Raw genomic sequence first — 15,933 nt, 5'->3', positions numbered from 1 at the left:
GCATCGATGCGGCGCCCGCCGACGAGGGAGGACACCATGCGCACCACCCGTACGCGCGGCGCCGTCGCGGCCACCGCCGCGATCGCCGCCCTGCTCGCCGCCGCGGGGAGCGCCGCGGCCGACACCGGCGGGTCGCAGACGCCGAGCGCCGCCGCCAAGGCGCCCACCGGGGACGGCGCGCGCGCCCTGTGCAAGCGCGTGCCCAAGATCGACGCGCGGATCGACCGCGCCTTGCAGCGCCTCAACGGCCCGGTCACCGAACGCGGTTCCGTCGCCCGGCTGCAGAAGCGCGTCGACAACGCCGACGCCAAGGGCGACACCGCGGTGGCGACGTACCTCAAGGACCGGCTGACGTTCCGCAAGTCGCTGGTGCCGATGCTCAACCAGCGCAGCTCGGACCTGGACGCGGTCCGCACGTGGTGCGGCACCCAGCACTTCGGCGCGGGCGCGGGGAAGACCAAGTGACCCGCAGGCTCCGGGCGTTGGCTCTGCTGCCGGCGGCCGCGCTGGCCGCGGCGGTGCTCGCCGGCTGCGCGCACCACGACGCGTCCGCCGGCTCGGACCAGGGCGGCGCCTCGCCCTCGGCGCCCTCCGCCTCGCAACTCGCCCACATGCAGAAGCTCGTGGACGGTGCGGACTCCGCCGCGTCGGCCGCGGAGAAGGACGCGTCCGCCGACAAGTGACGCGCGGGCCCGCGGGGCCTGAGCGCTACTTGGCGTCCGCGTAGCACTCGACGGCGTGCGTCTGCAGCGGGATCGGGACAGGCGTCGTACCGAACACCAGGCGGCGGGCCTCCTCGCCCGCCGCCGCGACCGCCTCCTCCGCGGCCCGCGCCAGCTCCAGCGGGGTGTGGACGATCACCTCGTCGTGCTGGAAGAACACCAGCCGCGGCGCCGGCCCGAGTTCGGCCAGCCGGCGGCGCAGCGCGGCCAGCATGGCCAGCGCCCAGTCAGAGGCGCTGGCCTGGATCACGAAGTTCCGGGTGAAGCGGCCCCAGGAGCGGGCCGCGCGGCGGTCGGGGGAGGCGCCGTCACCGGGGTCCGCGCTCTCGTCGAGGAAGCGGTCCGCGGACGGTGCGGGGGAGGTGCGCCCCAGCTGGGAGCGGACGGTACCGCCCGCCTCCCCGGTCCTGGCCGCTGACTCCACCAGCGCCAGCGCCGCCGGGAAGCGCCGCCGCATCACCGCGAGCAGCTGCCCGGCCTCGCCGCTGGTCTGCCCGTACATCGCCGCCAGCAGGCCGATCTTGGCGCGCGGCCGGTCGCCGCCGAAGGCGTCCAGGGCCAGTGCCGCGTACAGGTCGCCGGCGGCCGCCGCGCGCGCCAGACCCGGGTCGCCGGACATCGCGGCCAGCACCCGCGGCTCCAGCTGGCCGGCGTCCGCGACGACCAGGCGGTGCCCGGGATCGGCCACCACGGCGGACCGCAGCAGCCGCGGGATCTGCAGCGCACCGCCGCCCCGCGTCGCCCAGCGGCCCGACACCACCCCGCCGACCACGTACTCCGGCCGGAACCGCCCGCCGCGCACCCAGCTCTCCCGCCAGGCCCAGCCATGGGCCGCGTGGATCCGGGACAGCTCCTTGTAGCGCAGGAACAGGGCGGCGGCCGGGTGGTCGACGGACCGCAGCTCGTACGAGCGGGTGGACGTCAGCGGGAAGCCCAGCCGGGCGAAGGCGGGCAGCATCTGGGCGGGGGAGTCGGGGTTGACGGGGCGGCCCAGCATCTCCTGAAGCCGCAGAGCCATCTCCCCCAGCACGGCGGGCCGGGTGCCGGGCGCCGGCCGGGGGCCGAGCAGTCCGGTGAGCAGTTCGTCGTGCGCGGCCGCGCTCCACGGCAGCCCCTCGCGGCCCATCTCCACCGCCGCCAGCGCACCGGCCGACTCCGCGGCGCACAGCAGCCGCATCCGCTCCGGGTGCGGGCCCGCCGCGATCCGGCGCAGCTGCCCGGCGTGCACCGCGACCAGGGCGTCCATCAGGTCGGTGCCGGGCGGCAGATGGTGGCGGTCGGCGGCGAAGAGCACCGGCTGGTCGTCGGCGCCGGGCTCGGGTGCGTCGGGGGGTTCCGGCAGGTCGTGCAGCCGCGCCCAGGCCGCGCCCAGCGAGCGCGGCCGGCGGTGCCGGAGCTCCTGGCCCAGCAGCAGCGACTCCACGAGCTTCACGTCGTGGCAGCGGTCGGGGCGGACCGCGGCGCGATCGAGCAGCCGGGGGTACACCTCGTCGGTCGCCGCCCACACCCAGCGCGGGCGCTGCTCCGCCTCCCGCCGGGCCACCTCGGCGGCCAGGTCCGGCGCGGCCAGCACCGCGCCCACGGCCGTGCCGTCCTCGCCGAGGACGCACAGCCGGCCGCCCGACCCCACCGGGTCGGGGGCCACCGCGATCCGCACGCCTGCGGCGACAGCTGTACCCACCACATGACCGTAACGGGCACCACTGACAGCGGCCCCGGAGCGATCCGGGGCCGCGTCCGCACATCGGTCGCGGGCGGGGCGTCAGCCCTTGTTCTGCGCCTCCGCCTCGGCCACCGACTTGCGGACCTCGTCCATGTCGAGGGCGCGCGCCTGCGCGATGACGTCCTCCAGGGCCGGTTCCGGAAGCGCACCCGGCTGGGCGAACACCGCGACCTTGTCGCGGACGATCATCAGCGTCGGGATCGACTGGATCTGGAAGGCCTGGGCCAGCTCGGGCTGGGCCTCCGTGTCGACCTTCGCGAAGATCAGATCGCCGTGCTTGTCGGACGCCTTGTCGTAGACCGGGGCGAACATCCGGCACGGACCGCACCAAGCGGCCCAGAAGTCGATGAGGACGAAGTCGTTGGACGAAACGACCTCGTCGAAGTTCTCCTTGGTCAGCTCAACAGTGCTCATGCCCCCCACAACGGGTGGCGGCGGCGGGAAATTCCGCTCCTGTGAACGGGATCCTTCACTCATCCGAGTGGTCGAGCGCCGGCCCGCATGGCGTGTCCCGGCCCGTCCTCGTTGATCAGCCCATGGCAGGAACGAAATGGGTCCGGCAAGAGGACAGCGACACCCAGCGCAGGCGCACCACCCGCGGGGGAACGGTTCTGCAGAGCACCGACGCACCCGTGTTCAGCGCGCTCGCCGCCCAGTGGCAGTCGGCCGGCCGCATGGTGCCGGGGCAGACGGACACCGAGTGGGCCGAACTCGTCGGCCGGATCCCGCGGCTCACCGGCCGCTGAGCCCGGGCCGTCAGGGCAGCGGCTGCTCGGGGCGCGGCCCGTCGTACGCGCCGACCGGCCGCATCCGCAGCGGCCGCTCGGCATACTCCTCCAGGGCGTGCGCGATCCACCCGGCCGTGCGGGCCACCGAGAACACGATCTCGCCCGCCTCCGGCGTCATCCGGCACGCCTGCGACAGCACCGCGAGCGCGAGGTCGACGTTGGCGTGCAGCGGGGTGTGCCGGGCGGTGGTGGCCACCACGTCCCGCGCCGCGGACAGCGCCCCGGCCGCGTCCGGCACCTGCTGCAGCAGCGTGAACAGCAGTGCGGCCCGAGGGTCCTCGCCGCGGTAGAGCCGGTGGCCCAGGCCGGGCACGCGCTGCCCCGCCCGCAGGTATGCGGCGACCACCGGGGCCGCCGACCCGCGCTCCAGCACCTCGGCCAGCATCCGGTGCGCCACCCCGCTGGCCTGGCCGTGCAGCGGGCTGTCCAGGGCGCCGAGGCCCGCCGACACCACGGCGTAGGGGTTGGCCCGTGCCGAGGCCGCGACCCTGGCCGCGAGCGTCGAGGCGGCCAGGTCGTGGTCGATCAGCAGGGCCAGCGCGGTGTCCAGCACCCGCAGCGAGGCGTCGTCCGCGGGCCGCTCGGTCAGCCGCCACCACAGCCGCAGCGCGATCGGGGCGGTGCCGCGGTGCGCCTGCCCGGCCGGCGGCAGCGCGTCCACGAGCGTAGGGATCAGGCTGCGGGCCGAGCCCAGCACGGCCTCCCGCGCGAGGTCGAAGCGCAGCGGGTCGGCCGCCGCAGCGGCGATCGCGGCGACCCGCAGCCGGTCCATGGGCCCGCAGTCGGCCGGCAGTGCGGCCGCCGCCCGGCGGGCCGCGGCCAGCGGCTGCGGCGGGGCCTCGAAGCGGGCACCGCGCCGCAGCACACCGGTCCACAGCCACTCGGCGACCTCCTCGAAGGAGTACGCCCCGGCCAGCGCGGTCGCGTCGACCCCGCGGAAGTAGTAGCGGTCCCCGGTGATCAGGGTGATCCCGGTCCGCACCCGGCCCACGCCGGCGTCGTCCGCGGACCGGGCCTCGGCGGGCGCCGCGGGCCGGCCGCGCCGGGCGAGCGCGGCGACCTCCGCCGGGTCGAAGGTGCTGCCCCGCCCGCCCTGCGCGCGGCGGCTGCCGAGCAGGCCGCGGCTGACATAGGCGTACAGGGTCTCGGGCTTCACCCCGAGCCGCCGGGCCGCCTCCCGGGTGCCGATCCGGCCGTCGTCGCCGGTCCCGGCGTCTGCCGCGTCCTGTGCCATGGGCCTCACCGTATCCGGGTCCGCGGCGGCCTCCCCGGGTGGCCCCGCGGGCCTGGGGTGCGCGCCGAAAGATGACTGATGACCACGCTAATCAACTGTTAATCAATATCAGAATCAATATTGACATCAACTCAATCAATCATCGACAGTCAAGTCAACAGTCAAGGAGGAACACCATGCCGACCATCGAGCGCGCTGCCCCCGTCGAGGTACCTCGCGGCCTGAAGGGCGTGATCGTCACCGAGACGACCCTCGGGGACGTCAGGGGCGACCAGGGCTTCTACCACTACCGGGAGTTCTCCGCCGTCGAGCTGGCCGAGACCCGCACCTTCGAGGACGTCTGGCACCTGATGGTCCACGGCCGGCTGCCGGACGCCGTCGAGCGCGCGGCGTTCGCCGCCGCGACCGCGGCGCTGCGCCACCTGCCCGCCGACGTGAGGGCGGCCCTGCCGGCCGTCGCCCGCGCCGGCGCGGCGTCCGGGCCGCTCGCCGGGCTGCGCACCGCGCTGTCGCTGCTGGGTGCCTCGTCCGGATTCCGCCCGCTGTACGACCTCGACCCGGCGCAGCGGCGCGACGACGCGCTGGCGGCCTGCGCGGCGGTGCCCACCCTGATCACCGCGCTGTACCGGCTCGGGCAGGGCCTGGAGCCGGTCGAGCCCCGGGACGACCTGGGTCACGCGGCCAACTACCTGTACATGCTCACCGGGCAGGAGCCGGACGCGGACAGGGCCAGGGCGGTCGAGCAGTACCTGATCTCCACCGTCGACCACGGCTTCAACGCCTCCACCTTCACCTCCCGGGTGATCGCCTCGACGGGGGCCGACCTCGCGGCCTGCCTGGTGGGCGCGCTCGGCGCGCTCTCCGGCCCGCTGCACGGCGGTGCGCCCAGCCGCGCCCTGGACACCCTGGACGCGATCGGCACCCCCGAGCGGATCGACGGCTGGCTGCGCGAGCACATCCTGGCCGGCGACCGGATCATGGGCTTCGGCCACCCCGTGTACACCACGGAGGACCCGCGGTCCCGGATGCTCAAGGGCATCGCCCGCGGGTTCGGCGGCGACCTGGTCGACTTCGCGGTGCGGGTCGAGGAGCGGGCCGAGGCCGTGCTCGCCGAGCTGAAGCCGGGCCGCAACCTCCACATCAACGTGGAGTTCTTCGCCGGCGTGGTGATGGAGCTGTGCGGGCTGCCGCGGGAGATGTTCACCCCGACCTTCGCCGCGGCCCGGGTGGTCGGCTGGAGCGCCAACGTCCTGGAGCAGGCCGAGGACAGCAAGATCATCCGGCCGGCCGCGCGCTACGTCGGCCCGGCGCCGGCCGTCCCGGTCCCGGCCGCCTGAGGGCGGACCGGACCGGAGCGTGACTCCATACCGACCAGTCGGTAGTGTGCGGGGCAGGGCCTCTACCGGCCGGTAGGGCCGTGCCGTCCACGCGGAGGAGTCACCGTGCGCGCCATCCAGATCACCGAGTTCGGCGGCCCCGAGGTGCTGCACGTCGCCGAGCTGCCCGAACCGGTGGCCGGGCCGGGGCAGCTGCTGGTCGACGTGCGCAGGGCCGGCGTGAACTACGCCGACACCCACACCGTCGAGGACTCCTACCTCTCCCGCTCCACCCTGCCGATGGTGCCCGGCTCCGAGGTCGCCGGGCGCGCCGCGGACGGCCGGCGGCTGGTCGCCCTCACCGACGGCGGCGGCTACGCCGAGCGGGCCGCCGTCCAGGAGGCGCTGGCCCAGGAGGTGCCGGACGGCGTCGGCGACGAGCAGGCGCTGGCCCTGGTCGTGCAGGGCGTCACCGCCTGGCACCTGCTGCGCACCTCCGCGCGGCTCGCCAAGGGCGAGAGCGTCGTGGTGCACGCGGCCGCGGGCGGCACCGGCTCACTGGCCGTCCAGCTCGCCAGGGAGTTCGGTGCCGGACGGGTGATCGCCACCGCCTCCTCCAAGGAGAAGCGCGACCTCGCACAGGAGCTGGGCGCGGACGCCGCCGTGGACGCCGCGCCCGAGGACCTCAAGGAGCGCCTGGTCGAGGCGAACGGCGGCCGTAAGGTCGACGTCGTGCTGGAGATGGCCGGTGGGCCGGTCTTCGACGCCTCGCTCGCCGCCCTCGCGCCCTTCGGCCGGCTCGTCACCTACGGCATGGCGTCCCGTACGCCCGCCACCCCGGTGCAGCCCGCGCAGCTGATGGGCCGCTCGCGCGCCGTGGTCGGCTTCTGGCTGGCGCACTGCCTCGGCCGCCCCGGGATGTACCGCGAGCCGCTGGCCGACCTCCTCGCCATGACCGCGCAGGGCCGGCTGAAGCCGCAGGTCGGCGGCGTGTACCCGCTCGCCGAGGCGGCCCGTGCCCACCAGGACCTGCGGTCGAGGCGTACGGTGGGGAAACTCGCCCTGGACACCACCCGTTGAGCGGAACCGCCCGGGCCGTCCTGGTCGTTCCATCGTTGGGTAGTAAGCACGCATAACCGCCAACAGGTTCAGCCAACCAACGGAGCACACCCGGGCCGCCGCCTCGCGACCCGTGCCCCGCACGACTCGGGAGGGGCCGCATTGAACCGGAACCGCTTCGCTCCCGACCGGGGACTGACGACCCGCATGGTCGTCACCATGTTCCTGATCGGACTTCTCTACGTCGTCTTCGTGGGCGCTCTGCTCGCCCTGCTGCGCGGCTCCTGGCCGTTGATCATCGTCATCGCCGGGCTGCTGTTCGTCGCCCAGTTCTGGTTCAGCGACCGCATCGCCGCGTTCAGCATGGGCGCGCGGGAGGTCACACCCGAGGAGGCGCCCGAGCTGCACGGCGTGGTGGACCGCATCTGCGCCCTCGCCGACATGCCCAAGCCCAAGGTCGCCATCGCCGACTCCGACGTGCCCAACGCGTTCGCGACCGGGCGCAACAAGAACAACACCCTGGTGTGCGCCACCACCGGTCTGCTGCGCCGCCTGGAGCCGGAGGAGCTCGAAGGCGTGATCGCGCACGAGCTGTCGCACGTCGCCCACAAGGACGTGGCGGTGATGACCGTCGCCTCGTTTCTCGGCATCCTCGCCGGCGTCATCACCCGCATCGGCCTGTGGGGCGGCTTCCGCAGGGGCGGCCGGGACGCGAACACCGCGATGATCGCCGTCCTGGTGCCGGTGGTCAGCGCCGTGGTGTACGCCATCAGCTTCCTGCTCACCCGGATGCTCTCGCGCTACCGCGAGCTGTCGGCGGACCGCAGCGCCGCGCTGCTCACCGGCCGCCCCTCCGCGCTGGCCTCGGCGCTCACCAAGGTCAGCGGCCAGATCGCCGCGATCCCGACCGAGGACCTGCGCGCCTCCCAGTCGTTCAACGCCTTCTACTTCGCCCCGGCGCTCAGCGCCGGCGCCACCTTCTCCAAGCTGCTCTCCACCCACCCCACCCTGGAAACGCGGCTGGAGCAGCTCAGCCGCATCACCACTGAACTGGACCGCCGCTGATGGGACTGCTCGACGTACTCCTCGGCCGCAGCAAGCCGGTACGGCCCGACCTGGACCAGCTGTTCGGGCTCACCGACGCGGCCATCACGCTGCAGGCCGCCACCGACCTGCGGCCGACCGGGATGGGCTCGGTGTGCTTCTCCGCCGTCGAGGGGGGCGCGTTCACCGAGATCCAGCAGGACCTGCACACCCTGCTGTCCACCGAGTCCAGCAAGGACTCCTACGGCTACACCTGGCTGCTCTCCCGCCACGACCCCGAGGACGTCACCGGGCTGGTCACCGACCTGCACGCGATCAACTCCACGCTGGAGGAGCACGGCTTCGGCCCGCAACTGCTGTGCTCCCTGGTCGGCTTCGCGGCCCCGTCAGGCCCCTCCCTCGCCCTGGTCTACCTCTACAAGCGCGGCAGCTTCTACCCGGTGTGCAAGCTGCCGGGCGAGCAGAAGCGGGACAACGCCCGGGAGCTGGAACTGTCGGCGCTGCTCAAGAACGACCTGCGCATCGAGTCCGACCTGTCCCGCTGGTTCCCCGTCTGGGGCGCCCCCGGCATGGGGGACTGAACGGCTCGCCACCACGTGCCTAGAGTGGGATCACCGGTGACGATCTCCCGCCATGGAGGAAGCGCATGACCGTGTACGACCCCGCCGACGTCAAGGTCAGCCCGACCAGCTGGGTGTCCGAGCAGGCCCGCCGCTACGAGGAGTCGGACGGCACCGAGGCCACCGACATGAACGGCTCCCCGTGCCTGCTGCTCGACTACCTCGGCCGCAAGAGCGGCCAGTGGCTGCGCACCGTGCTGATCTACGGCCGGGACGGCGACGACTACCTGATCGTCGCGTCCAAGGGCGGTGCTCCCGAGCACCCGCTGTGGTACCTGAGCCTGCGCGACAACCCCGAGGTGCACGTGCGCGTCGGACGCGAGCGGTTCGCCGCCCGGGCCGAGGCGCTGTCGTCCGAGGACAAGGCGCGGGTCTGGCCGCATCTGCTGGAGGTCTACCCGCCCTACGAGGACTACCAGAAGAAGACCGACCGGGACATCCCGGTCATCCGGCTGCGCCGGGTCTGAGCACCGGGTTCCCGCTCCGGGAGCCGCGCTCGCGGCTTCCGTCATCCGGGCGGTGCCGCCGGAACGCCCCAGGGGCGCCCCTCCCATGAGGGGCGCCCCTGGGGCGTTCCGGCCCGGCGGCACTCTCCGCCGCGCGGTCAGCGTCCGGCGCGGCCGGCCCGGGCCGCGACGGCGGCGGTCAGGGCCGCCAGCGCCAGCTCCAGGATCACCAGGAACTCCAGGCCCAGGCCGAGAGCGTGCGGATAGTGGCGGGGAGCGCCGTCCCCGACCGCGCCGTAGAACAGGATGCCGATCAGGGCGATGCCCAGCGCGCCGCTGATCTGCTGGATGGTGGCCACCACCCCGGACGCCGAGCCGGCCATCTCCGCCGGCACGCCGCCCAGCGCGCTGTGGGTGAGCGGAGCGATCACCATCCCCATGCCGACGCCGTCCACGAACAGCCCGGGTGTCAGCTCCCACAGGGTTCCGGTGGTGCCCGAGGCGTGCACCGCCGCCCACAGCGCGCCGAGTCCGGCGGCCATCACCAGCGCACCGGCCGGCACCGTGCGGTTTCCGAGGCGGGCGGCGATCCGGTGCGCGGTGGTCGAGGTCAGCAGGTAGCCGCCGCCGATCGACAGGAAGACGGTACCCGAGGCGAGCGCGTCCAGCCCCCGCCCGGCCTGCAGGTACAGCGCCAGGACCAGGAAGAACGAACCCTGTCCCGTCCAGAACACCAGCTGCGCGACCGCGCCCAGCGAGAAGCCCCGCAGCCGGAACAGCCGGGAGGCGAGCACCGGGTCGCCGCCGCCGGCACCCAGCCGGTGCTGGTGCGCCACGAACACGGCGAACAGCACGGCCGAGCCGGCCAGGCACACCCAGGTCCACTCCGGCCAGCCCAGCGCGCGGCCCTGGATGAGCGGCAGGACCAGGGCCACCACGGCCGCCGTCGACAGCACCACACCCACCGGGTCCAGCCGGGGCCGCCGCGGCGCGCGCGTCTCGCCGAGCGCCCGCGGGACCATGGCCAGCGCGGCCACGCCGATCGGCACGTTGATCAGGAAGCAGGCCCGCCAGCCGAGCCCGAGGATGTCGGCCTTGATCAGCAGGCCGCCGATGAGCTGCCCGAACACCGCGCCGATGCCCATGGTCATGCCGTACATGCCGAACGCGCGGGCCTGCGCCTTGCCGGTGTAGGCGGTCTGCAGGATGGCGAGCACCTGCGGGCTCATCAGCGCGGCGCTGAGGCCCTGCAGCACCCGTGCGGCCACCAGGGACCCGGATGTCGGGGCGAAGCCGCAGGCCGCCGAGGTGGCGGTGAACAGCAGGAGCCCGAGGGCGAACATCCGCCGCCGCCCGAAGATGTCGCCGAGCCGGCCCGCGGTGATCAGCCCGGTGGCGACCGCGAGGCCGAAGCCGGCCACCACCCACTGGACGGCGGCGGTCCCCGCGTGCAGGTCGCCCTGGAGGGCGGGGATCGCCACGTTGACGATGAAGATGTCGAGGGCGCTCATGAAGGTCGCGGCCAGGAGGACCAGCAGGCCCAGGCCGGACCGGTCGGCGGCACGGGCGAGGCCCGTGGCCGCGGACGGGGAGGCGGTGGTGGAGGCCGAAGCCATGACGTACTCCTGTCGCGAACGGTGAACTGGCTCTGGGGGCTGGGCGGTTGAGGGGCTGGGCGGTTGGGGGGCCGGGCCCCGGGGGCGCCCGCGCAGCGGGTCTGCGCGGGGCCGCCGCCCGGGGTCAGGCGGTCGCCGGGACCTTGTCGAGGAAGCCGAGGACGCTGTGGATCCGGCCGTCCTCGCCGGTGACCGCGACGTCGAAGCCGACGACCAGCGCCTCGCCGCCGGCCGGGCCCAGCTCCCAGGTGAACCGGGCGATGTGGTGGTGGGTGTCGACCGGGCCGAGGGTGAAGACCAGGCCCGCGAACTGGCCCTGCACCGCGCCGACGACCGCGTCCAGCGCGTCGGGACCGGTCACGTCGGCCAGCGGGTCGGTGTACCGGCCGTCGTCGGCGAAGACCTCGCCGATCAGCTCGCGGCGGGCGGCCGGGTCGGTCTCGTTCCAGGCGGCGATGTAGCGCTCGGCGAGGTACTGGAGGTCGCTCATGATCGGTTCTCCCTGCGGTCAGCGGCGCCGGGTTGCGCCGTCTTCTTGCAGGTCAAGAAGTTACGGAGCGGCGAGCGCAGGGGAATCAGTCATCGTTAGGTACTTCGGTGCGGGGGTGGTGCACCGGCATCCGTCATCGAGGTGCGGGCGTGGTGCACCGGCATCCGTCATCGCGGTGCGGGGGTCTGGCGGCGGCATCCGTCATCGCGGGGGGAACCGGGACACGGCCTCCGCCACCGCCGTGGCGGGCGGCGGGTCAGCGGTGCAGGTCGAGGCGGGCCTTGAGCGCTGCCAGCGCTTCGGTCAGGCGCGGCGAACCGCAGTGCCGCGACAGGCGGGCGGCCTCCCGGCCCAGCGTGCGGGCCCCCTCCAGGTCCCCGGTCATCGCCCGGGCCAGCGCGGCCCGCGCGGCGTACAGGCTGCGGTCCCGGACATACGCGGCGTCCTGCATCGCCAGTGCCTGCTCCAGCAGCGGCCGCGCCTCGTACGCCTGCCCGAGGTCGAGCAGCGACTGGCCGGCCTGCGCGGCGAGTTCGGCCTCGTCCAGCCAGTACAGCCACGGTGGTCCCGGATCGGCCTGTGCCGCCTCCAGTTGGCGTTCGGCCTCCGCGACCGCCCGGCGGAACGGCCCCAGCGCGCCCATCGCCGCGTGCGCCCGGCCCAGCCGGCTGGCCGCCAGCGCGCGCACCGCGGGGGAGGAGCCGCCGGCCGCGCGCACGCCGGCCTCCGCGGCGGCGATGGCGTCCTGCGGGCGGCCGGCGATCACCGACTGGAGCACGAGCCCGCCCCACAGGGCGACGGCCAGCTCCCGGTCGCCCGCGCTGTGCGCGAGCCGCAGCCCGGTGAGGTAGTGACGCTGGGCGGCGCCGTGCCGCCCGGTGTCGGTGGCCGCCCAACCGCCGAGCTGCGCGAGGTCGGCGGCGACCCGCAGCAGCCGCCGCTGCACCGCACCACCCCGCACGTCGCGTCCCAACAGCCCGGAGACCAGCCGGAGATCGGCCTCCACGCGGTGGCGTACGGCGGCGCCGCCCAGCCGGTCGTCCAGCCGGCGCAGTCCCAGCGCCCCGGCTTCGAGCCACTCCACGACGGGCTCGTCGACACAGGCCGGGACGTCGAAGTCCGGCCCGGGGCCGGTCGCTTGAGCGGGCACCCGCTCGGCGGCGGTGCGTTCCGCGGGTATGCGCTCGGCGGCCACGACGCGTTCGGCGGGCGCGCCCCTGGTGGGACCGCGGTCACCGGATGCCGCGATCGATGCCGAGGCCGCCGCTGATGCCGTCGCGGACACGGGGACCACCACGGAGGCATGCGCGGGCGCGGACCCGGCTGCGGAGGGTACGCAGTCGGCGGCTCCCGCGGCGGCCCGCGCGCACGCGGCCACCTCGGCCCGTTCCTGAACGGCCGTTGCCGGCGGCGCGGCGGCGGCCTCCGGATGCTCCGCCGTCCCCTCGGCCCCGGCCGCGTCCCAGTCGGCGATCGCGTCCCGCAGCGCCTGCCCGTCGGCGATCGGATAGCCGCGCGGATCGCCGCTCCCGTCGTCCACCAGGGAGTCGAGCGCGGTGCGGCTGCCCTGCACGGTCCAGGGCAGGCCGTCCGGCATGCCGCCGTGCGCGGGCAGCCAGCGCGGCCAGGGCCGCGCCTGGAGTTCCTTGGCCGGCACGCCCAGCGCGCGGGCCAGCGCCCGCTGGCTGTCGGCCTCCGGGACGACACCCCAGTGCTCCCAGCGCCACACCTTCTCGCGGCGGGCCGCCATCGGCACCCCGAGGGCGCGCGCGTGCTCGGCGATCACCCGCGCCACGTCCTGGTAACTCCAGCCGTGCCGGCGCCGGATGTAGGCGAGGGGATGGGTGGAGCCGGCGGAGTCGTCGTGCGCCACGTTGCTGTCGTCCATTTCCCCGGTCCCCCACTACCGTGCCCGAGCCCTGCCACGATCAGGCTTTCGATATCAGCATTGGCGCGTCCGGCGCCAGCCGGACGCACGCTTTGCGGCCCGATCCGAGACCCAAACCCCCGCAACCCTAAGGGACTACAGCGAGACAACAGGTATGGCCTTGTAGCGGACCGCCGCCTACCGGTTGGCTGTTCGCGATCACATGACGTAACGCCGCGCCGTGGAGGGCTGCCCGCGGATGACCCCACCGCCGCCACCCTTCCGTTTCACACGGGGCAAGGACGATGTGGCCTTCGATCCCGCCTTCGGCGACGATGAACTCATCGCCGCCCGCGCCGCCCTGGCCCAGGGCCGCTGGGCCGATGTCCGCGCCCTGTTGACCAGGACCGGCAGCGACTGGGACCTGCGCGGGCACCGCCTGGTGGTGCTCGGCGAGGGCAAGTCCGCTTCCGTGTGGGCCCACGAGTGGCAACTCGCGGAGCCGGAGAGCCCCGACGCCGCCGCACTCACCGCCATCGCCGCGGTCTTCCGGGCGGCGGCCGGCAAGCAGAACGCGGACTCCGCGCGCGAGGCGTGCCTGCGGGCGGCCCGGATGTCACCCGGGGACCCCACCCCCTGGCTGGGCCTGCTGATCCTGGCCCGCCGCACCGGCACCGACGACGAGCAGGTCAGGGCGTTCGACCAGGTGCGCGGCCGGCACCGGGGCCATCACCACGGCCACCACCTGATGACGCAGTGCCTGGCGGAGCGTCAGAAGACCGACGGCGACGACCCGTTCCACGAGGTGTACGAGTTCGCCGAGTGGGCGGCGGGCGAGGCGGGCGGCGGCTCGCCGCTGACCCTCCTGCCGATGGTCGCCCTGATCGAGCGCTACCGGGTGCTGGCCGCCGCCGGCGCGCTGCCCGCAGCACCCAACAACCTGCCCTACTGGACCAGTTCGCGCGCCAGGACCAGCGTGCGGGCCGCGTTCGACTGGTGGCTGGACTGGGAGGGCGGCAGCCACCCCCGGCTGTCGCTGGATCTGAACTACCTGGCGTTCGGGAAGTTCCACTCCGGCGACACCGTCGCGGCGGCCGCCCTGTTCAACCGCATCGGCTCGCAGGTCACCCGCATCCCGTGGGCGTACCCCGACCGCGACCCGAAGAAGGCGTTCCGCGCCGCGCGCAACTACGCGCTCGGCTTCGGTTCCTCGTAAGACCCGACACCCGCCTCACCTCCTGGGAAGGACCGCAGCCATGCTGACGGGGAGTTCGAACGAGATCAGCACCTTCAAGGGGGAGCAACGGGCGCTGCGCGCCGACAGGATCGGTGCTCCGGCCCTGCTGCTCTCCGTCCTGGCCGCGACCGCCCCGCTGATGGTGGTCGCGGGTGTCGTCCCCACCACGTTCGGCACCATGGGCATCGTCGGTGTGCCGCTGCTGTTCGTGATCCTCGGCGTCGTGCTCGTGCTGTTCAGCTTCGGCTACGCCGAGATGAGCCGGCACGTGCACAACGCCGGTGCGCTGTACGCCTACATCTCGCGCGGCCTGGGCGGCACGGTCGGCGCCGGCGCCTCCTACGTGGCGCTGTTCGCGTACAGCATCCTGCAGGTGGGCCTCTACGGCATCTTCGGCTTCGAGATATCGGGGCAGATCTTCCAGCACTGGCACCACGAAGTCGCCTGGTGGATCCCGGCGCTGGGCGGCGTCGCCATCACCGCGGTGTTCGGCGCGCTGAAGATCGACCTCAACGCCCGGACGCTCGGCGTGCTGCTGCTCATCGAGACCGTGCTGACGCTGGTGTTCGACTTCAGCTTCGTCACCGACGCCGGTCCGCAGGGCCTGTCGATGCACGCCTTCGACCCCGGCACGCTGAGCGGGCCCGGCCTCGGCACCGCCCTGTGCTTCGTCATCGCCGGGTTCGTCGGCTTCGAACAGGCCCCGGTCTACGCGGAGGAGACCAGCGACCCGCAGCGGGTCGTCTCCAAGGTGATGTTCCTGGCCATCGGCTTCGCCACGGTCTTCTTCGCGTTCAGCTCCTGGGCGATCACCGTGGCCACCGGCCCGTCGCACGTCGTCGACCAGTCACAGCAGCAGTCCGCGAACCTCATCTTCGCCCTGAACCAGGACCGGTTGGGCAACGGCTTCACCGACGTGCTGAACGTCTTCTTCATCACCGGCATCTTCGCCTCGATGCTGAGCTTCCACAACGTGGTGGCCCGCTACGCGTTCGCGATGGGCCGCGACGGGCTGCTGCCCTCGGCGGTCGGCCGCACCTCCAAGTCCTCCGGGGCGCCGGCGGTCGGCTCGTTCCTGCAGTCGGCGGTCGCGCTGGTCGTCGTCGTGGCGTTCGCGGTCACCGACGGCGGGCACTTCGACAAGGCGATGGGCCCGGACCCGACGGCCTCCGTGGGACGCCTGTTCACCTGGGCCGGCAACGTCGGCGCCCTCGGCGTGGTGATCCTGATGGCCACCGCGGCCGTGGCGGTCATCGTGTTCTTCGTCAAGCGCGGCGCCGCCGGTGTGCAGGCGTGGCGGCTGGTCACCTCCGGCCTCGCCGCCATCGCGCTGGTCGTGATCGCGGTGTACTCGGTGAAGGACTTCTCGGTGCTGCTCGGCGCCAACCCGGGCCACGGGCTGCGCTGGGTGCTGCCCGGCATCATCGCGCTGGCCGCCGTCATCGGCCTCGTCGTCGGCCTGGTGCTGCACAGCAGGAAGCCCGAGGTGCACGCCAGGATCGGCATGGGCAACGAGGCGTTCCAGCTGGAGAAGGCCGCAGCCGCCCAGTCCGGGGGCGCCCCGGCCTGAGCCGGCCACGTGCCGTGACGGCCCGCCCCTGCCCGCCCGGGCGGGAGCGGGCCGTCCGCGTTCCCGCCGCCTCCCCGCCGTTCCCCCGCCGCCGTTTCCCGTCCCGGCCGATCCGCCGTTCCGCCGCCGTTCGCCCGCTCGGCGTACCGGCCCCCCCCCGGCATCCGCGCCCGCGCCGCACACCCCTCCTCCGACGTCAGG

The 15,933-nt window shown here is 74.1% G+C and carries 16 protein-coding genes; 10 read left to right on the top strand and 6 right to left on the bottom strand.

The window, feature by feature from the left end:
• The first annotated feature begins 36 nt into the window (after positions 1–36).
• The gene (locus ACH4TG_RS37165; protein ID WP_398247107.1) at positions 37–465 is read left to right on the top strand and encodes a hypothetical protein; all 429 of its coding nucleotides are present in this window, start codon (positions 37–39) and stop codon (positions 463–465) included.
• Positions 462–683 carry a hypothetical protein gene (locus ACH4TG_RS37160; protein ID WP_398247106.1) on the top strand — a complete coding sequence of 74 codons (222 nt, stop codon included), beginning with the start codon at positions 462–464 and terminating at the stop codon, positions 681–683. The genes ACH4TG_RS37165 and ACH4TG_RS37160 overlap by 4 nt, the downstream gene beginning before the upstream one ends.
• Positions 684–708: 25 nt before the next feature.
• On the opposite strand, the gene ACH4TG_RS37155 is transcribed toward ACH4TG_RS37160, so the two are convergent.
• Together ACH4TG_RS37155 and trxA are read right to left on the bottom strand one after the other, a co-directional pair.
• A complete protein-coding gene (locus tag ACH4TG_RS37155; protein WP_398247105.1) occupies positions 709–2,403 on the bottom strand; it encodes a bifunctional 3'-5' exonuclease/DNA polymerase in 1,695 nt (564 codons plus the stop codon).
• An 81-nt stretch (positions 2,404–2,484) separates the two neighbouring features.
• Positions 2,485–2,859 (bottom strand): thioredoxin, encoded by a 375-nt coding sequence (gene trxA / locus ACH4TG_RS37150; RefSeq protein ID WP_398247104.1) that lies wholly within the window; start codon positions 2,857–2,859, stop codon positions 2,485–2,487.
• Positions 2,860–2,981: 122 nt separating this feature from the next.
• Between trxA and ACH4TG_RS37145 the strand changes: the two genes are divergently transcribed.
• Positions 2,982–3,191: a hypothetical protein gene (locus ACH4TG_RS37145; RefSeq protein ID WP_398247103.1), complete on the top strand. Its 210-nt coding sequence runs from the start codon at positions 2,982–2,984 to the stop codon at positions 3,189–3,191.
• A gap of 10 nt (positions 3,192–3,201) precedes the next feature.
• Here the strand turns inward: ACH4TG_RS37145 and ACH4TG_RS37140 are convergent, their stop codons facing one another.
• Positions 3,202–4,467, bottom strand: coding sequence for a citrate/2-methylcitrate synthase (locus ACH4TG_RS37140; RefSeq protein WP_398247102.1), 1,266 nt, complete (start codon positions 4,465–4,467; stop codon positions 3,202–3,204).
• A 176-nt stretch (positions 4,468–4,643) separates the two neighbouring features.
• Here ACH4TG_RS37140 and ACH4TG_RS37135 point away from each other — a divergent pair, with 176 nt between their 5' ends.
• The 5 genes from ACH4TG_RS37135 to ACH4TG_RS37115 all read left to right on the top strand — a co-directional run bounded on the left by ACH4TG_RS37135 (position 4,644) and on the right by ACH4TG_RS37115 (position 8,973).
• On the top strand, positions 4,644–5,804 hold the full coding sequence (locus tag ACH4TG_RS37135) for a citrate synthase (RefSeq protein WP_398247101.1): 1,161 nt from the start codon (positions 4,644–4,646) through the stop codon (positions 5,802–5,804).
• A 105-nt stretch (positions 5,805–5,909) separates the two neighbouring features.
• Complete coding sequence (locus ACH4TG_RS37130) at positions 5,910–6,863, top strand: zinc-binding alcohol dehydrogenase family protein (RefSeq protein WP_398247100.1); 954 nt, start codon at positions 5,910–5,912, stop codon at positions 6,861–6,863.
• A 141-nt stretch (positions 6,864–7,004) separates the two neighbouring features.
• Complete coding sequence (gene htpX / locus ACH4TG_RS37125) at positions 7,005–7,907, top strand: zinc metalloprotease HtpX (RefSeq protein ID WP_398247099.1); 903 nt, start codon at positions 7,005–7,007, stop codon at positions 7,905–7,907.
• Positions 7,907–8,467, top strand: coding sequence for a hypothetical protein (locus ACH4TG_RS37120; protein ID WP_398247098.1), 561 nt, complete (start codon positions 7,907–7,909; stop codon positions 8,465–8,467). Before htpX ends, ACH4TG_RS37120 begins: the two co-directional genes overlap by 1 nt.
• Before the next feature lie 65 nt (positions 8,468–8,532).
• Positions 8,533–8,973, top strand: coding sequence for a nitroreductase family deazaflavin-dependent oxidoreductase (locus tag ACH4TG_RS37115; RefSeq protein WP_398247097.1), 441 nt, complete (start codon positions 8,533–8,535; stop codon positions 8,971–8,973).
• A gap of 137 nt (positions 8,974–9,110) precedes the next feature.
• On the opposite strand, the gene ACH4TG_RS37110 is transcribed toward ACH4TG_RS37115, so the two are convergent.
• The 3 genes from ACH4TG_RS37110 to ACH4TG_RS37100 form a co-directional block, all read right to left on the bottom strand.
• Positions 9,111–10,568 (bottom strand): MFS transporter, encoded by a 1,458-nt coding sequence (locus ACH4TG_RS37110; protein ID WP_398247096.1) that lies wholly within the window; start codon positions 10,566–10,568, stop codon positions 9,111–9,113.
• Positions 10,569–10,692: 124 nt separating this feature from the next.
• Positions 10,693–11,058 (bottom strand): nuclear transport factor 2 family protein, encoded by a 366-nt coding sequence (locus ACH4TG_RS37105; protein WP_398247095.1) that lies wholly within the window; start codon positions 11,056–11,058, stop codon positions 10,693–10,695.
• 256 nt (positions 11,059–11,314) lie between these two features.
• The gene (locus ACH4TG_RS37100; RefSeq protein WP_398247094.1) at positions 11,315–12,946 is read right to left on the bottom strand and encodes a hypothetical protein; all 1,632 of its coding nucleotides are present in this window, start codon (positions 12,944–12,946) and stop codon (positions 11,315–11,317) included.
• Between the two features lie 238 nt (positions 12,947–13,184).
• Here ACH4TG_RS37100 and ACH4TG_RS37095 point away from each other — a divergent pair, with 238 nt between their 5' ends.
• Together ACH4TG_RS37095 and ACH4TG_RS37090 are read left to right on the top strand one after the other, a co-directional pair.
• Complete coding sequence (locus ACH4TG_RS37095) at positions 13,185–14,141, top strand: hypothetical protein (protein WP_398247093.1); 957 nt, start codon at positions 13,185–13,187, stop codon at positions 14,139–14,141.
• Between the two features lie 40 nt (positions 14,142–14,181).
• The gene (locus ACH4TG_RS37090; RefSeq protein ID WP_398247092.1) at positions 14,182–15,732 is read left to right on the top strand and encodes an APC family permease; all 1,551 of its coding nucleotides are present in this window, start codon (positions 14,182–14,184) and stop codon (positions 15,730–15,732) included.
• Positions 15,733–15,933: the final 201 nt, after the last annotated feature.

This window comes from Streptomyces sp. NPDC020917 (assembly GCF_044333795.1).
Classification (GTDB): domain Bacteria; phylum Actinomycetota; class Actinomycetes; order Streptomycetales; family Streptomycetaceae; genus Actinacidiphila.
Note: the sequence above shows the minus strand (reverse complement) of the source record. Positions and strands in the feature narration are given on the sequence as shown.